Consider the following 15,930-nt stretch of genomic DNA (forward strand, 5'->3'; position numbering starts at 1 on the left):
ATGCTGCTCATCGTCCTTGCCTACCTCGGCGGCGTGCTCACGATCCTGAGCCCGTGCATCCTGCCCGTGCTGCCGTTCGTGTTCGCGCGCGCCGACCAGCCGTTCGTGCGCACCGGCCTGCCGCTGCTGGCCGGCATGGCGTTCACGTTCGCCGTCGTCGCAACGCTCGCGGCAGTCGGCGGTGGCTGGGTCGCGCAAGCCAACCAGGCCGGCCGCTGGGTCGCCATCGTGCTGCTCGCGGTATTCGGCCTGACACTGCTGATGCCGCGCCTCGCGGAGCACCTGACGCGCCCGCTGGTCGCCGCCGGCAACCGGCTCACCGGCTTCGCGCAACGCGACGGCCGCCCGGCCGGCCCCGCGTCGTCACTGCTGCTCGGCGTCGCGACCGGCCTCTTGTGGGCGCCGTGCGCGGGCCCGATCCTCGGGCTCGTGCTGACCGGCGCCGCGCTGCGCGGTGCAAGCGTCGGCACGACGCTGCTGCTGGTCGCGTATGCGGCCGGCGCGGCGACGTCGCTCGGCGTCGCGCTCGTGATCGGCGGCAAGGTGTTCGCCGCGATGAAACGCTCGCTCGGCGCCGGTGAATGGATCAAGCGCGGGATCGGCGCGGCGCTGCTGGCCGGCGTCGGCGCGATCGCGCTCGGCCTCGATACGGGCGCGCTCGCCCAACTGTCGACCGTCACGACGGGCGGGCTCGAGACGAAGCTCGTCGACCGGCTCGGCGGGCATTCGAACAGCGCGCCGGCGGTAATGGCCACGGCCGGCGGTTCGGCGGAAAACGCGACAGAAAGCGCGGCGGACAGCCCGGCAAACGGCGCCGCGAACGGTTCAGCCGGCGCGATGATGGCCGCGACAGCCGATGCCGCACAGGCCGGCGGCGCGATGATGCGCGCGGTGGATACGACGCATGCGCCTGCCGCGCTGCCCGTCGAAGGCACGCTGCCGTCGCTCGACGGCGCGGTGCAGTGGCTGAACTCGCCGCCGCTGACGGCGGCCGCCCTGCGCGGCAAGGTGGTGCTGGTCGATTTCTGGACGTATTCGTGCATCAACTGCCTGCGCACGCTGCCGTACACGACTGCGTGGGCGCGCAAGTACGCGCCGTACGGGCTCGTCGTGATCGGCGTGCACGCGCCGGAGTTCGCATTCGAGCGCGACATCGGCAACGTGAAGAAGGCCGTGCACGACCTCGGCATCGACTTCCCGGTCGCGATCGACAACCGCTTCGCGATCTGGCGCGCGTTCAACAACGAATACTGGCCCGCGCACTACTTCGTCGACGCGCAGGGGCGCGTGCGCCGCCACCACTTCGGCGAAGGCGAATACGCGGAATCGGAGCGCGCGATCCAGTCGCTGCTCGCCGAGGCCGGCCATCCGGAAGCGCTGAACGTGCCGCTCGGGCTCGCCGGCGCGCCCGCGAAGGGTGCGCTCGCGGCGGCCGACAGCGCGGACGTCCGCTCGCCCGAGACCTACGTCGGCTACGCACGCGCCGAGGATTTCGTGTCGCCCGGCGGTGTGGTGCGCGACGCGGCGTACCACTACGCCGAGCCGGCCCGTCCCGATCTCAACGACTGGGGTCTCGCCGGCATGTGGCGGGTCGGCGCCGAACGCGCGACGCTCGCGGCGCCGGCCGGCCGCATCGTCTACCGCTTCCATGCACGCGACCTGCACCTGGTGCTCGGCCCCGGCGAAGACGGCAAGCCGGTGCGCTTTCGCGTGACGCTCGACGGCGCGGCACCTGGCGCCGCGCACGGCAGCGACGTCGACGCGCAAGGCTACGGCACCGTGACCGGGCAACGCCTGTACCAGCTGGTGCGGCAGCCCGGCGCGATCGCCGATCGCACCTTCGCGATCGAGTTTCTCGATCCCGGCGTGAATGCGTATGCGTTCACGTTCGGCTGATCCCGGCCGGAGGTGGTGCACCAGCGCCGCCTCCGGGCCACCCGCTTTCCATTCCGCCTTCCGAAGGAGCACACCGTGAACATCAACTCTCCCCGCGGTCCCGCGCCGCAACGGCGCACGGCGATGCTGCGCCGCATCGGCGCCATCGTCGTCGCGGCGCTCGCCGTGTTCGGCTACCAGCGCATCGTCAACTCCGCCGAACCGATGCGCACCGTGCCCGCGCCAACGCTCGACGAAACGCCCGGCGCATCGCACGACGAGACGGCCGTGTTCGCCGGAGGCTGCTTCTGGGGCGTGCAAGGCGTGTTCGAACACGTGAAGGGCGTGAAGCAGGTCACGGCCGGCTATGCGGGCGGCGCATCCGAAACCGCGCACTATGCGCTCGTCGGCTCGGGGCTGACCGGGCACGCGGAATCGGTTCGCATCGTCTACGACCCGACGCAGATCACGTACGGCCGGCTGCTGCAGGTGTTCTTCTCCGTCGCGCACGATCCGACCGAGCTCAACCGGCAGGGCCCCGACGAGGGCTCGCAATACCGGTCGGCGATCTTCCCGACCAACGCGCAGCAACGCGCGGTCGCGACCGCGTACATCGCGCAGCTCGGCACCGCGCACGTGTTTCCGGCGCCCGTCGTCACGCGCGTCGAGAACTACAAGGGGTTCTACCCGGCCGAGGCCTATCACCAGAACTACCTCGAGCTGCACCCCGATGCGCCGTACATCGCGTACAACGACATGCCGAAGATCACCGGGCTGAAGCAGTACTTCCCGACGCTGTACCGCACCGACGCGGTGCTGTGGCGCGATGCGCGCTCGTGACCGCCACGCGGCCGCGCGTCGGGGTGAAGGGTTGACGGGGTAACGCCCGCCGTGCGGCCAAGGCCCGAGCGGCCACGCACGGCCGGCGCGCCGCGTTCGGCCCGAATTGTGCCGCATCAAAGAAACCGCGGCCGCCGTGCCGGGGCAAACCCGCATCGCGTCCGCCGCGACAGGCAACTTCGCGTAGACTGCTCCAGATCCCCGCCGCATCATGCGGCGGCCGGAATCCCACTCCAGCACGGAGAAGTCACGCATGCGAGCAGTGCCCTTCCCAGACAGCGGCACCCTTGGAGAACCCTCTGCCGGCGCGGTCGTGCGCGATTTGCGCCGCGTGCCGATTCATCCCGATCACTGGTATCCGCTCGCGTGGTCGCGCGAGCTGAAACGCGGCAAGACACTCGGCGTGCGCTTCTCCGGCGATCCGATCGTGCTCGTGCGCACCGAATCCGGCGCCGTGTACGCGCTCGAGGATCGTTGCGCGCACCGCCAGGTGCCGCTGCACGCGGGCGTCGTGAGCGGCGAGACGCTGCGCTGCTGCTATCACGGCTGGACCTACGCGTGCGACAGCGGCCGCTGCGTCGACGTGCCGTACCTCGGCCGCGAGCGCTTGCCCAACGGCGTGCGCGCGTATCCGTGCCGCGAAGCGCACGGGCTGATCTTCGTGTTCCCGGGCGACGCGACGCTCGCCGACGCGCGGCCGTTCCCCGCGCTCGAATCGGCGGACGACCGCGCGTTCAAGACGCGCCGCTTCGGCCGCGAGGTCAAGTGCCACTACTCGTTCATGCACGAGAACCTGATGGACATGAACCACCAGTTCCTGCATCGCAAGCAGATGGGGCAGATGCGTGCGCGCTCGGTCGGCCGGCGCCGCGGCGACGACTGGGTCGAGGTCGACTACACGTTCGCGCGGATGGAAGGCAAGCAGCCGGTCGGCGAGGCGCTCGTGTTCGGCGCGAGCAAGAAGCCGGGCGAGCAGGCGGACAAGAGCGTGATGACGGTGCGTACCGGCTATCCGTACCAGACGCTGCAGATCCGCTCGAGCGAAGGCACGCTCGTGATGGACCTGTGGATCGTCTACGTACCGCTCGACGCCGAACAGCGCACCAACCGCACGTTCGGACTGCTGTCGATCCACAAACCCGGCATACCGTTCGCGCTCGATCTCGCGTGGCCGTTGCTCGTCTGGTTCACCGAGCGCATCTTCCGCGAGGATCGCTGGATCGTCGAGCGCGAGCAGGAAGCGCACGATCGCCAGGGCGCCGACTGGAACCACGAGGTGTTTCCGGTCATCAACGAGCTGCGCGACCTGCTGCGCCAGTGCGGCGCGCGCACGGTGATCCCGATCCGCGAAGCGCGCGACGGCGCGTGACGTAAGCGGCGCGCCGTCGCGCGCCGTTACAACCGGAACGCGCCCGGCAGCAAAGCCTGGGCCGTCGTGACCTCGACGGCCCCTTTCAGGTTGGCCAGGATCACTTCAATGTCGGGTGTGCCGATCTCGATGATCACCTGGCGGCACGCGCCGCACGGCGCGATCGGGCCGTCCGTGTCGCCCACGACCGCGAGCCGCGTGAAATCCCCCGGACGATACCCGGCGGCAATGGCCGAAAACATCGCCGTGCGTTCCGCGCAATTGCAGAGTCCATAAGACGCGTTCTCGACATTGCAGCCGTGAAAAATCGTCCCGTCGCGCGCCTGTAGCGCCGCGCCGACCTTGAAGCGGGAATACGGCGCATACGCGCGTTCGCGTGCCGCCTTCGCCGCTTCGATCAGTTCGTGTCGTTCCATCTCGTCGTGCCTCCGATTGTGTGTGCCGGGATGCATCGTCACGGTCGCATCCCGGCCGTCACGACAAGCCCGTGACGTGAAGCGATCGCCGGTGTCCGCGCCGTGCGATCGGTCAGCCGATCTGCTGATAGAGGGTCGGCGGCACCTCGCCCGTCTCGCCCAGCACGTAGCTGCGCTGGACCGCATCCACCGCGTGCGCGGCGGCAGAGGCGTCGCGAGCATGCACGAAACCGAGCGGCTGGCCGGCTTCGACACGCTGCCCGATCTCCGCGAGCGCCGTCAGGCCGACGCTGTAGTCGATCGCATCCGCCGCGCGCGTGCGGCCGCCGCCGAGCGCCACGACCGCCAGCCCGAGCGCGCGGCAATCGACCCGCTGCACCACGCCGCTCGCACGCGACGGAACCGGTACGATCACCTCCGCCCGCGCAAGATGACGCGCGGGTGCATCGATCAGGTCCGCGGGGCCGCCGAGCGCCGTGACCATCCTCGCGAAGCGTTCCGCCGCCGCCCCCGAATCGAGCGCATGCTGCAACTTCACGCGCGCCGCCGCGACGTCGCGCGCCAGCCCGCCGGTGACGAGCAACTCCGCCGACAGCGCCATCGTGACGTCATGCAGGCGCGCCGGACGCGACTTGCCCGTCAGGTAGTCGATCGCGCACGCCACTTCGAGCGCATTGCCCGCGCACGGCGCGAGCGACTGGTTCATGTCGGTGAGGATCGCGGTCGTCTTCATGCCGGCGCCGTTGCCGACGTCGACGATGCTGCGCGCCAGTTCCGCGGACTGCTCAGCAGTCGGCATGAATGCGCCGGAGCCGACCTTGACGTCCATCACGAGCCCGTCGAGCCCGGCCGCGAGCTTCTTCGACAGGATCGACGCGGTGATCATCGCGATCGATTCGACTGTCGCCGTCACGTCGCGAATCGCATAGATGCGCATGTCGGCCGGCGCCAGTCGCGCCGTCTGCCCGATGATCGCGACGCCGACGTCGCGCACCGTGCGGCGAAACGCGTCGGTATCGGGCGTCACGTCGTAGCCGGGAATCGCGCTCAGCTTGTCGAGCGTGCCGCCGGTATGGCCGAGCCCGCGCCCCGAGATCATCGGCACGTAGCCGCCGCACGCGGCCACCATCGGCCCGAGCATCAGCGACACGACATCGCCGACGCCGCCGGTCGAATGCTTGTCGATCACCGGCCCGCCGAGATCGAGCGTGCGCCAGTCGAGCACGTCGCCCGAGTCGCGCTGCGCGAGCGTCAGCGCGACACGCTCATCGGTGCTCAGGTCGTTGAAAAACACGGCCATCGCGAATGCCGCCACCTGGCCCTCGGTCACGCTGCCGTCGGTCACGCCGCGTACGAACGCGGCAATCCCGTCGCGATCGAGCGGCTGCCCGTCGCGCTTCCGGCGAATGAATTCCTGCGGTAAAAACATCGTTGCCTCTCCTCGATCGGTCGGAGTCTACTGCCCGGTTCAATGCAGCGAGAAGAACAGGCCCGCAATCGCGGCGCTCATCAGGTTCGACAGCGTCGCGGCCGTCAATGCGCGCAGGCCGTGCCGCGCGACTTCCGAGCGGCGCTCGGGCGCGACCGCGCTGAAGCCGCCTGCAAGAATCGCGATCGACGAAAAGTTCGCGAAGCCGCACAGCGCGAACGACACGATCGCGAGCGTCTTCGGGTCGAGCACCTGCAGGCCCGCCGCCGCGACGTGCTCGCTGCCCTTCAGGTACGGCGACAGGTCGCCGTACGCGACGAACTCGTTGAAGATTAGTTTCTCGCCGATGAAGTTGCCGGCGAGCATCGCGTCGTGCCACGGCACGCCGATCATCCACGCGAGTGGCGCGAACAGGTGGCCGATGATACCCACCAGCGTGATCTGCGGAAAGCCCGCGAGCGCGGCCACGCCGCCGACGATGAGGTTCATCAGCGCGATGAGCCCGACGAACGCGATCAGCATCGCGCCGACGTTGATCGCGATCCGCAGCCCGACCGACGCGCCGGACGCCGCCGCCTCGATCACGTTCGCGGCGCGCTTGTCGTCGAAGTCGAGCCCGTCGACCACGACGCGGCTCGGCTCGACCGTCGGACACAGCAGCTTGCCGAACAGCAGCCCGCCGGGCACCGCCATGAACGACGCGGCGAGCAGGTATTCCATCCTCACGCCGAGGCCGGCGTAGCCGACCAGCACCGAGCCCGCGACCGACGCCATGCCGCTCGCCATCACCGTGAAGATCTCGGCGCTCGTCATGTTCCGCACGAACGGCTTCACGAGCGCGGGCATCTCGCTCTGCCCGAGAAAGATCGTCGCCACCGCCGAGCACGCCTCGATGCGGCTCACGCCGAGCAATTTCGACAGCGCGGCACCGAGGATCGCAACGATCCACTTCATCACGCCGATGTAGTACAGCACCGCGATCAGCGCGGTCACGAAGATGATCATCGGCAGCACGCGCAGGCCGAACACGAACCCGCCGTCGCCGAACAGCTGGAACATCTTGCTGTCGACCAGCCCGCCGAACACGAACGCGATGCCGTGATTGCCCATGTCGAGCACGCGATTGACGCCGTTCGCGGCCGCCGCCAGCGCCGTGCGGCCCGACGGCACGAACAGCACCAGCGCGCCGATCGCCAGCTGCGTGCACAGCGCGGCGACCATGGTCCGGCCGCTCACCGCGCGCCGGTTGTTCGACAGCAGATAGGCCACCAGCAGCAGGAACAGCATACCCAGGAGACTGCGCAGAATATCCACCTCGTACTCCTTGCTCTCAATGTTGTTTGAATGTTCGGCGGGCGGCGCGGCACGCCGGCGCATCGCCGTCGGTGGATATTACTCGCCGGCATGCACGTCGACAACGCAAACAAAATGGCCGCGTTCGAGCGGCGTCGCGTGTGTCGTCGACTTGCTCAGTTCTTCTACGTACCGGGAGATCGGCAAGACGGGATCGCGCGACGCTCCGTCCCAAATACTGAGAGATTTGACGGGATGCGGAGAAGCGGAAGGATCGGGCGGAAGCGATGCCCGCACGCGTGTGAAGGCAGGCTCAAGCGCGCGGGGCGTGCCGTTCGACCCGACACGCCCCGCGCGATACGCGACGTTCAGCCGGCTCGCTCGACCGGATGTGGTTCGCGCAACCGGTTCGCGATCCGCGCGGCCTCGTAGTAACTGGCCGCGGGCGGGCGCTTCAGATAGCGGCCCGCGCCGCGCACGGCACGCAAATCGCCGTCGGCCCACGCGAGTGCGCCGCGCGTGAGCGTGTGGGTCGCGACGCCCTGCACCGTCATCCCCTCGAACACATTGAAGTCGACCTGCTGGTGATGGGTCTTCACCGAGATCGTCTTCGTAGCGGACGGGTCCCACACGACGAGGTCGGCATCGGCGCCCACCTGCACGGCGCCCTTGCGCGGATACAGGTTGAAGATCTGCGCGGCGTTCGTCGACGTGATCCGCACGAACTCGTTCGGCGTGATGCGGCCGTGATTCACGCCGTGATGCCACAGCACCGACATGCGATCCTCGACACCCCCGCAGCCGTTCGGGATCCTCGTGAAATCGTCGCGGCCCATCGCCTTCTGCGACGCGCAGAACACGCAGTGGTCGGTTGCAGTCGTATGCAGTTGCCCCGCCTGCAGCCCGCGCCACAGCGCCTCGCGATGCTCGGCCGAGCGGAACGGCGGGCTCATCACGTGTGCGGCCGCGCGCGTCCAGTCCGGATCGCGATAGACGGCCTCGTCGATCACCAGGTGGCCCGGCAGCACTTCGCCGAACACACGCAGCCCTTCGCTGCGCGCGCGCGTGATCGCATCGACCGCATCCTTCGACGACACGTGCACGATATACACGGGCACACCGAGCACCTGAGCGATGCGGATCGCGCGGTTCGCGGCCTCGCCCTCGACCTCCGGCGGCCGTGACAACGGATGCGCCTCCGGCCCGGTCATCCCGCGCGCGAGCAGTGCCTTCTGCAGCTGGAACACGAGCTCGCCGTTCTCCGCGTGCACGGTCGGCAGCGCGCCGAGTTCGAGCGAACGCGAGAAGCTGTTCACGAGCACCTCGTCGTCAGCCATGATCGCGTTCTTGTACGCCATGAAGTGCTTGAAGCTCGACACGCCATGCTCGCGCACGAGCGTACCCATGTCGCGGTGCACGCTCTCGTCCCACCAGGTCACGGCCACGTGGAAGCCGTAGTCGGCCGCCGCCTTCTCGGCCCAGCCGCGCCATTCGCCGAACGCGTCCATCAGCGGCTGCTTCGGGCTCGGGATCACGAAGTCGATGATGCTCGTCGTGCCGCCCGCGAGCCCGGCGGCGGTGCCCGAATAAAAATCGTCGCTCGCGGTCGTGCCCATGAATGGCAGTTCCATGTGCGTATGCGGATCGATGCCGCCCGGCATCACGTACTGGTCTTGCGCATCGACGACGCTCGCGCCGGCCGGCGCGTCGATCTGCTCGGCGATCTGCAGGATCGTGCCGCCGTCTTCAGGGTCTGCGCACAGGACGTCGGCGCGATAGGAGCGGTCCGCATCGACCACGGTGCCACCACGAATCAGGATTGCCATTGGGTTGCCTCCTCGTTGACTGTCGGTTGCCGCATCACACACGTCACATGCATCGCGCGCGTCATGCGCTCGCGATCTGCGCGCGCTGTCCGGCGCGCCACTTCATCCAGGTGCCGTACACGCATGACGCCAGCACGAGGCCCACGAACCACGCGTACGTGTAGAGCGTGTTGAAGAACGCGGGCACGTTCGGGAACGACGCCGGAAATGCCGTGTGCAGGAAGCCGGGCAGGTTCGGCAGCACGCCGACCGCGAGCGCGGCCAGCGCGGCCGGGTTCCAGCCGCGCGCGTAACTGAAGCCGCCGCGTTCGTCGAACAGCGCGCGCGTGTCGAGCCGCGTGCCGCGAATCAGGAAGTAGTCGACCATCAGGATCCCCGCCACCGGCCCGAGCAGCGCCGAATAGCCGACGAGCCAGGTGAAGATGTAGCCTTCCGTCGTCGCGAGGATCTTCCACGGCATCATCACGATCGCGATCGTCGCGGTGATCATCCCGCCCGTGCGGTACGAGATCGCCTTCGGCCACAGGCTCGAAAAATCGTACGCGGGGCCGACGAGATTCGCGGCGAGGTTGCAGCACATCGTGTCGAGCGTGAGGATCACGAGCGCGATGCCCACGCCGACGCCCGTCATCCGGCTCGTCAGGTCGATCGGATCCCAGATCGCGTTGCCGTAGATCACGACGGTCGCCGACGTCACGACGACCGACACCACCGACAGCAGCGCCATCGGCAACGGCAGCCCGATCGACTGTCCGATCACCTGGTCGCGCTGCGAATGCGCGAAGCGCGTGAAATCGGGAATGTTCAGCGCGAGCGTCGCCCAGAAGCCGACCATCGCGGTCAGGCCCGGCCAGAAGGTCGCCCAGAACAGCCCGGCCTTCTTGCCGCCCGCCGCGAACTGCGACGGCGCCGACAGCATCGTGCCGAAGCCGCCTGCCTTCGACGTCGCCCACCACACGAGCGCCACGCACATCACGACCTTGATCGGTGCGGACCAGCTTTCGAGCCAGCGGATCGAATCGGTGCCGTGCCAGATGAAGTAGAGCTGCAGCGCCCAGAACACGAGGAAGCACGCGAGCTGCCCGCCCCCGATGCCGACGACCGGCAGCGCGGCGCCGTGCAACGCGTTGCCGGTCAGGATGTTCAGCAGCGTATAGATCGCACTGCCGCCGAGCCAGGTCTGGATCCCGTACCAGCCGCACGCGACGATCGCGCGCAACAGCGCCGGCAGCTTCGCGCCCTGCGTGCCGAACGACGCGCGCACGAGCACCGCGTACGGAATCCCGTGCTTCGCGCCCGCATGGCCGATCAGCAGCATCGGCACGAGTACGATCAGGTTGCCGAGCAACACGGTCGTCACCGCCTGCCACGGCGACATGCCTTCCTGGATCAGCCCGGCCGCGAGCATGTACGACGCGATGTTCATCACCATCCCGACCCACAGCGCCGCGAAGTGATACCACTTCCACGTGCGCTGCGCCGGCGTCGTCGGCGCGAGGTCATCGTTGTACAGGCTGCCGCCGTGCGCCGCGGCGCTGTCGGGATCGGCGGGATTCGCTGCGGATTTCATCGATCGCACTCCACGCAAAACGTCAGCGCCGGCATCGTGCGATGCCGGCCCAGGGGGTAACGAAAAACGGCGGTGCGGGAGGTCCCGCGCCGCCGGACGCCGGTCGTCAGGCAGCCTTCTTCGCGTGCTTCTCGGGTGCCGCCGCGCCTGCACTCGCCCCCGCATCCGCGCTCGCCGGATTGTTCGGATGCGTGGTCCAGTTCGCGTAGTCCCCCGAATCGACACGCTCCATCGTGATGCATTGCTCGACCGGACACACATGCATGCAAAGATTGCACCCGACGCATTCCGAATCGACCACTTCGAAGTGCCGCACGCCGTCCTTCGTCGCCGTGATCGCCTGGTGCGACGTGTCCTCGCACGCAATATGGCACAGCCCGCACTGGATGCAGCGGTCCTGGTCGATGCGCGCCTTGATGTCGTACTTCAGGTTCAGGTATTTCCAGTCGGTCACGTTCGGCACCGCGCGGCCGCGGATGTCGTCGAGCGTCGCGTAGCCTTTCTCGTCCATCCAGTTCGACAACCCGTCGGCCAGATCCGACACGATCCGGAAGCCGTAATGCATCGCGGCGGTGCACACCTGCACGCTGCCGGCGCCGAGCACCATGAACTCGGCCGCGTCGCGCCAGTTCGAGATGCCGCCGATGCCCGAGATCGGCAGGTTCGGCGTTTCCGGATCGCGTGCGATCTCCGCGACCATGTTCAGCGCGATCGGCTTGACCGCCGGCCCGCAATAGCCGCCGTGCGTGCCCTTGCCGTCCACGGTCGGCATCGGCGCCATGTGGTCGAGATCGACCGCGACGATCGAGTTGATCGTGTTGATCAGCGACACGCCGTCCGCGCCGCCCTTGTACGCAGCGCGCGACCCCATCCGGATGTCGCTGATGTTCGGCGTGAGCTTCACGAGGCAGGGCAGCTTCGTGCCTTCCTTCACCCAGCGCGTGACCATCTCCACATATTCGGGCACCTGCCCGACCGCCGCGCCCATCCCGCGCTCGCTCATCCCGTGCGGGCAGCCGAAGTTCAGCTCGACCGCGTCGGCGCCCGTATCCTCGACGAGCGGCAGGATCCATTTCCAGTCCCGCTCGTTGCACGGCACCATCAGCGACACGATCAGCGCGCGATCCGGCCAGTCGCGCTTCACCTGCGCGATCTCTCTCAGGTTCACGTCGAGCGGACGGTCGGTGATCAGCTCGATGTTGTTCAGCCCCGCGATGCGCTGGCCGTTCCACTGCACGGCGCCGTAGCGCGAACTGACGTTGACGACGTGCGGATCGAGCCCGAGCGTCTTCCACACGACACCGCCCCAGCCCGCCTCGAACGCGCGGTTCACGTTGTAGGCCTTGTCGGTCGGCGGTGCGGACGCCAGCCAGAAGGGATTCGGCGAAGTGATGCCCGCGATGGTGCAGCGAAGGTCGGCCATGTTCGGCTCCGTGAGAGTGGGGTCGTGTTCGTTGTGCTCGTGGTGCGTGACGCGCGTCGTGCTATCACGCGGCCTTCGCGTCGCGTTGCGCGAGCACCGCGTCGATGGATGCAGCCGCATGCTTGCCGTCCTGCACGGCCTGCACCGTGAGGTCGACGCCGCCCGTCGCCGCGCAGTCGCCACCGGCCCACACGTCGGGCCATGCGGTGCGCCCGTCCGCATCCACCGCGATGCGTGTGCCGTCCGCCGTCAGCAAGGCGGCGTCGACGCCGTCGGGCGTCAACGTCTGGCCGATCGCCTTCAGCACCATGTCCGCGTCCACGATGAAACGCTCGCCCGATGCCGCCTCGAACTCGACACCCGTCACCTGCCCGTTCGCGCCCGCCATGCGCACGGGCTTCGCGTGCGTGACGAGCGTGACGCCGCACTTCTGCGCAAATTCGCGCTCGGCCCACGTCGCGCTCATCGCGTCCACGCCGCGCCGGTACACCATCGTCACGCGATCGGCGCCGAGCTTGCGGCTTTGCACCGCCGCATCGATGGCCGTATTGCCGCCGCCGATCACGACCACGCGCCGCCCGACCGCCACGTTCTCCATCGCGTCGGCCTGCCGCACCTGCTCGATGAAGTCGACAGCGTTCATCACGCCGGCCAGTTGCTCGCCATCGATCGCGAGCGCGCGCACGCCGCCGAGACCCATCGCGAGAAACACCGCGTCGTGCTGCTCGCGCAGCGCGTCGAGCGTGATGTCGCGGCCGAGCGCGACGCCGGTTTTCAGCGTGATGCCGCCCACCGACAGCAGCCACTCGACTTCACGCTGTGCGAATTCGTCGACGGTCTTGTACGCGGCGATCCCGTATTCGTTGAGACCGCCGGCCTTCGGGCGCGCGTCGAACAGCGTGACGCGGTGCCCGGCGAGCGCGAGCCGGTGCGCGCACGCGAGCCCGGCCGGGCCCGCGCCGACCACCGCGACATGGCGGCCCGTGTCGGGCGTGCGCGTGAAGCGCACCGCGCCGGTTGTCATCGCCCAGTCGGTCGCATGCCGCTGCAGCGCGCCGATCGCAACCGGCTGCGCATCCTGGTGATTACGCACGCATGCGCCTTCGCACAGGATCTCGGTCGGGCACACGCGTGCGCACATCCCGCCGAGCGGGTTCGCCGACAGGATGTCGGTCGCGGCGCCCTTCAGGTTGCCGTTGCCGATCTTGCGGATGAAGCTCGGGATGTCGATCTGCGTCGGGCAGGCCTGCACGCACGGCGCGTCGTAGCAGTAGTGGCAACGGCTGGCGGCGGCCGCGGCGGCAGTCGGGTCGAGCAGCGGCGCGATATCGGCGAATTCGCACGAGAGTTGCGTGGACGACAGGCGATGCGCGGCGATATCGCCGGTTGGCTTGGTGGTCATACGCGTTCCTTCGACTGGGTGGAGACAAAGCCGTCCCCGCCGGCTGCGAATGCACAGTCGGGGCGGTCATCATTATCAGGAATGCTTCAGGTCAGGCGATACGCTGCCTGCCGGTTGCTACAGTCTCTGCGTCATGAAGCCGGCTCGCAGGCGCGCGACAGCATCGCGTGCAGCAGCACGTTCGCGCCGGCCTCGATCCATGCGGGCGTCGCGTCCTCGATCTCGTTGTGGCTGATCCCGTCGACACACGGCACGAACACCATCGACGTCGGCGCGACCTGCGCGAGATAACACGCATCGTGCCCCGCGCCCGACACGATGTCGCGATGCGAGTAGCCGAAGCGGTCGGCCGCACCGCGCACCGCTTCCACGCAGGCGGCATCGAACGCGACCGGCTTGTAATAGAAAATCTGTTCGAGCTGGGTCTCGAGCCCGATGTCGGCTGCGATGCGCGCCACACCGTCGCGCAATGCAGCATCCATCTTCGCGAGCACCGCGTCGTCCGGGTGACGGAAATCGACGGTGAAGAACACGCGGCCGGGAATCACGTTGCGCGAGTTCGGGTAGACCTGCATCATGCCGACCGTCGCGCAGCCGAACGGCGCATGATCGAGGCCGATCCGGTTGACGAGATCGACCACGCGCGACGCACCGAGCAGCGCGTCGCGCCGGCGCGGCATCGGCGTCGGCCCCGCGTGCGCTTCCTGGCCGGTGAACGTGACCTCGTACCAGCGCTGCCCCTGCGCGTCGGTCACGACCCCGATCGTCTTGCATTCCGCCTCGAGAATCGGCCCCTGCTCGATATGCAGTTCGAAGGCCGCGTGCAGCTTGCGCCCGCCGCACGGCACGTCGCCCGCATAGCCGATGCGCGCCAGCTCCTCGCCGATCGTCTTGCCGTCCACGTCCTTGCGCGACAGCCCGTATTCGAGCGGGAATACGCCCGCGAATACGCCGGAGGCGACCATCGCGGGCGCGAAGCGCGAACCTTCCTCGTTGGTCCAGATCACGACCTCGACCGGATGCTCGGTCTCGATGCCGTGATCGTTGAGACTGCGAATCACCTCGAGGCCGCCGAGCACGCCGTAGATGCCGTCGAAGCGGCCGCCCGTCGGCTGCGAATCCGCGTGCGAGCCCGTGACGACCGGTGCCGCATCGGCCACGCGTCCCGCGCGGCGCATGAACACGTTGCCCATCGTATCCACCGTCACCGTGCAGCCGGCGGCCTTCGCCCAGCCGACGATCAGGTCGCGGCCGGCCTTGTCGAGATCGGTCAGCGCGAGGCGGCACACGCCGCCCTTCGGCGTCGCGCCGATCTTCGCGACTTCCATCAGGCTGCCCCACAACCGCTTGCCGTCGACCTTGATCGACGTGTCGAAAGCTGCCCGCTTCACTGTTTCCGATACCGCGTTCATTCGTATCGCTCCTGTGGGGTCGGTGATGTCGTCAGCCCGGTCTGTGCCGGTGCGTGCCATGCCTGTTTCGGGGCAATACCGCCCAAGCGCGGTGCATGCCCCGGTCGTTCGCGAAGTTCGTCCGACGAATCGCGCCGAGAGGTTTCCGCCGCGCGTCGAATCCTGTCCGATTGGACAGGTTTTAGACGATCAAAATGACCAAATCAATGTCTTTCTTGCGTGAATGAATAGAGCGAGAAACGTGCCATCGCAACGCAGCATCGCGATCGATGCGCGAAGTTCGCACACGTGCGTTCGATGCGAATCAGCGGCTAGAATGAAGCCCAACGCGGCACGCCCGCCGCGCGAGGGCAACGATGAGACATGACGAGGCGGCAACCGAAGCCACCGACAGCGACGAAACGCCCGCGCCATTGCGGCGACGCAAGGCGCACATCCGCGAGTCCAACGAAGCGCACCTGCTCGCCTGTGCGGAGGCCGTGTTCGCGGAACGCGGGCTCGACGGCGCGAGCACCGCGATGATCGCGGAGCGTGCCGGCTTGCCGAAAGCGAACCTGCATTACTACTTCCCGACGAAGCTCGCGCTGTACCGCCGCGTGCTCGAGGATCTGTTCGAGGACTGGCATCATGCGGCCGGCTCGTTCGAGGCCGACGACGATCCGGTGGAAGCGATCGGCGGCTACGTGCGCGCGAAGATGGCGCTGTCGCGGCGGCGCCCGCTCGGCTCGAAGGTCTGGGCCAACGAGATCATCCAGGGCGCAGAGCACATGCAGGACATCCTGGCGGAACGCGTGAAGCCATGGTTCGACACGCGCGTGCAGGTAATCGACGGGTGGATCGCGCGCGGGCTGCTTGCGCCGATCGATGCGCACGCGCTGATGTACCTGATCTGGGCGACCACGCAGCACTACGCGGATTTCGATGCGCAGATCCGCGCGCTGAGCGGCAAGCGTACGTTCACGCAGAAAGCGTTCGACGAGCGGACCGAGCAGGTCGTGCAGCTCGTGATTCGCGCATGCGGTGCGGTGTCGCCGCACGCGAAGACGTAGGCCAACGCGAAGCGCAAGCCACTGAA

The 15,930-nt window shown here is 68.2% G+C and carries 12 protein-coding genes; 4 read left to right on the top strand and 8 right to left on the bottom strand.

What is annotated here, in order from left to right; translation table 11 throughout:
- The 3 genes from ACPTTF_RS37745 (at nucleotide 1) to ACPTTF_RS37755 (ending at nucleotide 4,084) form a co-directional block, all read left to right on the top strand.
- Entirely contained in the window at nucleotides 1-1,896 is a 1,896-nt protein-coding gene (locus ACPTTF_RS37745) for a cytochrome c biogenesis protein DipZ (protein WP_423372553.1), read from the top strand.
- Between the two features lie 123 nt (nucleotides 1,897-2,019).
- Nucleotides 2,020-2,715 carry a peptide-methionine (S)-S-oxide reductase MsrA gene (gene msrA, locus ACPTTF_RS37750; protein WP_423372632.1) on the top strand — a complete coding sequence of 232 codons (696 nt, stop codon included), beginning with the start codon at nucleotides 2,020-2,022 and terminating at the stop codon, nucleotides 2,713-2,715.
- A 253-nt stretch (nucleotides 2,716-2,968) separates the two neighbouring features.
- A complete protein-coding gene (locus ACPTTF_RS37755) occupies nucleotides 2,969-4,084 on the top strand; it encodes a Rieske 2Fe-2S domain-containing protein (protein WP_423372554.1) in 1,116 nt (371 codons plus the stop codon).
- A 26-nt stretch (nucleotides 4,085-4,110) separates the two neighbouring features.
- Here ACPTTF_RS37755 and ACPTTF_RS37760 read toward each other — a convergent pair whose 3' ends face one another.
- The 8 genes from ACPTTF_RS37760 to ACPTTF_RS37795 all read right to left on the bottom strand — a co-directional run bounded on the left by ACPTTF_RS37760 (nucleotide 4,111) and on the right by ACPTTF_RS37795 (nucleotide 14,855).
- Nucleotides 4,111-4,500 (bottom strand): cytidine deaminase, encoded by a 390-nt coding sequence (locus ACPTTF_RS37760; protein ID WP_423372555.1) that lies wholly within the window; start codon nucleotides 4,498-4,500, stop codon nucleotides 4,111-4,113.
- 112 nt (nucleotides 4,501-4,612) lie between these two features.
- Nucleotides 4,613-5,929, bottom strand: coding sequence for a thymidine phosphorylase (gene deoA, locus ACPTTF_RS37765; RefSeq protein WP_423372556.1), 1,317 nt, complete (start codon nucleotides 5,927-5,929; stop codon nucleotides 4,613-4,615).
- A 39-nt stretch (nucleotides 5,930-5,968) separates the two neighbouring features.
- A complete protein-coding gene (locus tag ACPTTF_RS37770; RefSeq protein ID WP_423372557.1) occupies nucleotides 5,969-7,243 on the bottom strand; it encodes a NupC/NupG family nucleoside CNT transporter in 1,275 nt (424 codons plus the stop codon).
- Between the two features lie 347 nt (nucleotides 7,244-7,590).
- Complete coding sequence (gene hydA, locus ACPTTF_RS37775) at nucleotides 7,591-9,048, bottom strand: dihydropyrimidinase (protein ID WP_423372558.1); 1,458 nt, start codon at nucleotides 9,046-9,048, stop codon at nucleotides 7,591-7,593.
- Between the two features lie 61 nt (nucleotides 9,049-9,109).
- Complete coding sequence (locus ACPTTF_RS37780) at nucleotides 9,110-10,618, bottom strand: NCS1 family nucleobase:cation symporter-1 (protein WP_423372559.1); 1,509 nt, start codon at nucleotides 10,616-10,618, stop codon at nucleotides 9,110-9,112.
- A gap of 106 nt (nucleotides 10,619-10,724) precedes the next feature.
- Nucleotides 10,725-12,041, bottom strand: coding sequence for an NAD-dependent dihydropyrimidine dehydrogenase subunit PreA (gene preA / locus ACPTTF_RS37785; protein ID WP_423372560.1), 1,317 nt, complete (start codon nucleotides 12,039-12,041; stop codon nucleotides 10,725-10,727).
- Nucleotides 12,042-12,105: 64 nt separating this feature from the next.
- Nucleotides 12,106-13,443 (bottom strand): NAD(P)-dependent oxidoreductase, encoded by a 1,338-nt coding sequence (locus ACPTTF_RS37790; protein ID WP_423372561.1) that lies wholly within the window; start codon nucleotides 13,441-13,443, stop codon nucleotides 12,106-12,108.
- A 131-nt stretch (nucleotides 13,444-13,574) separates the two neighbouring features.
- Entirely contained in the window at nucleotides 13,575-14,855 is a 1,281-nt protein-coding gene (locus tag ACPTTF_RS37795; protein ID WP_423372562.1) for a Zn-dependent hydrolase, read from the bottom strand.
- 356 nt (nucleotides 14,856-15,211) lie between these two features.
- Here ACPTTF_RS37795 and ACPTTF_RS37800 point away from each other — a divergent pair, with 356 nt between their 5' ends.
- Nucleotides 15,212-15,904 carry a TetR/AcrR family transcriptional regulator gene (locus ACPTTF_RS37800; protein ID WP_423372563.1) on the top strand — a complete coding sequence of 231 codons (693 nt, stop codon included), beginning with the start codon at nucleotides 15,212-15,214 and terminating at the stop codon, nucleotides 15,902-15,904.
- The last annotated feature ends 26 nt before the right edge of the window (nucleotides 15,905-15,930 follow it).

The organism is Burkholderia crassaminum (assembly GCF_964265005.1).
Classification (GTDB): Bacteria; Pseudomonadota; Gammaproteobacteria; order Burkholderiales; family Burkholderiaceae; genus Burkholderia.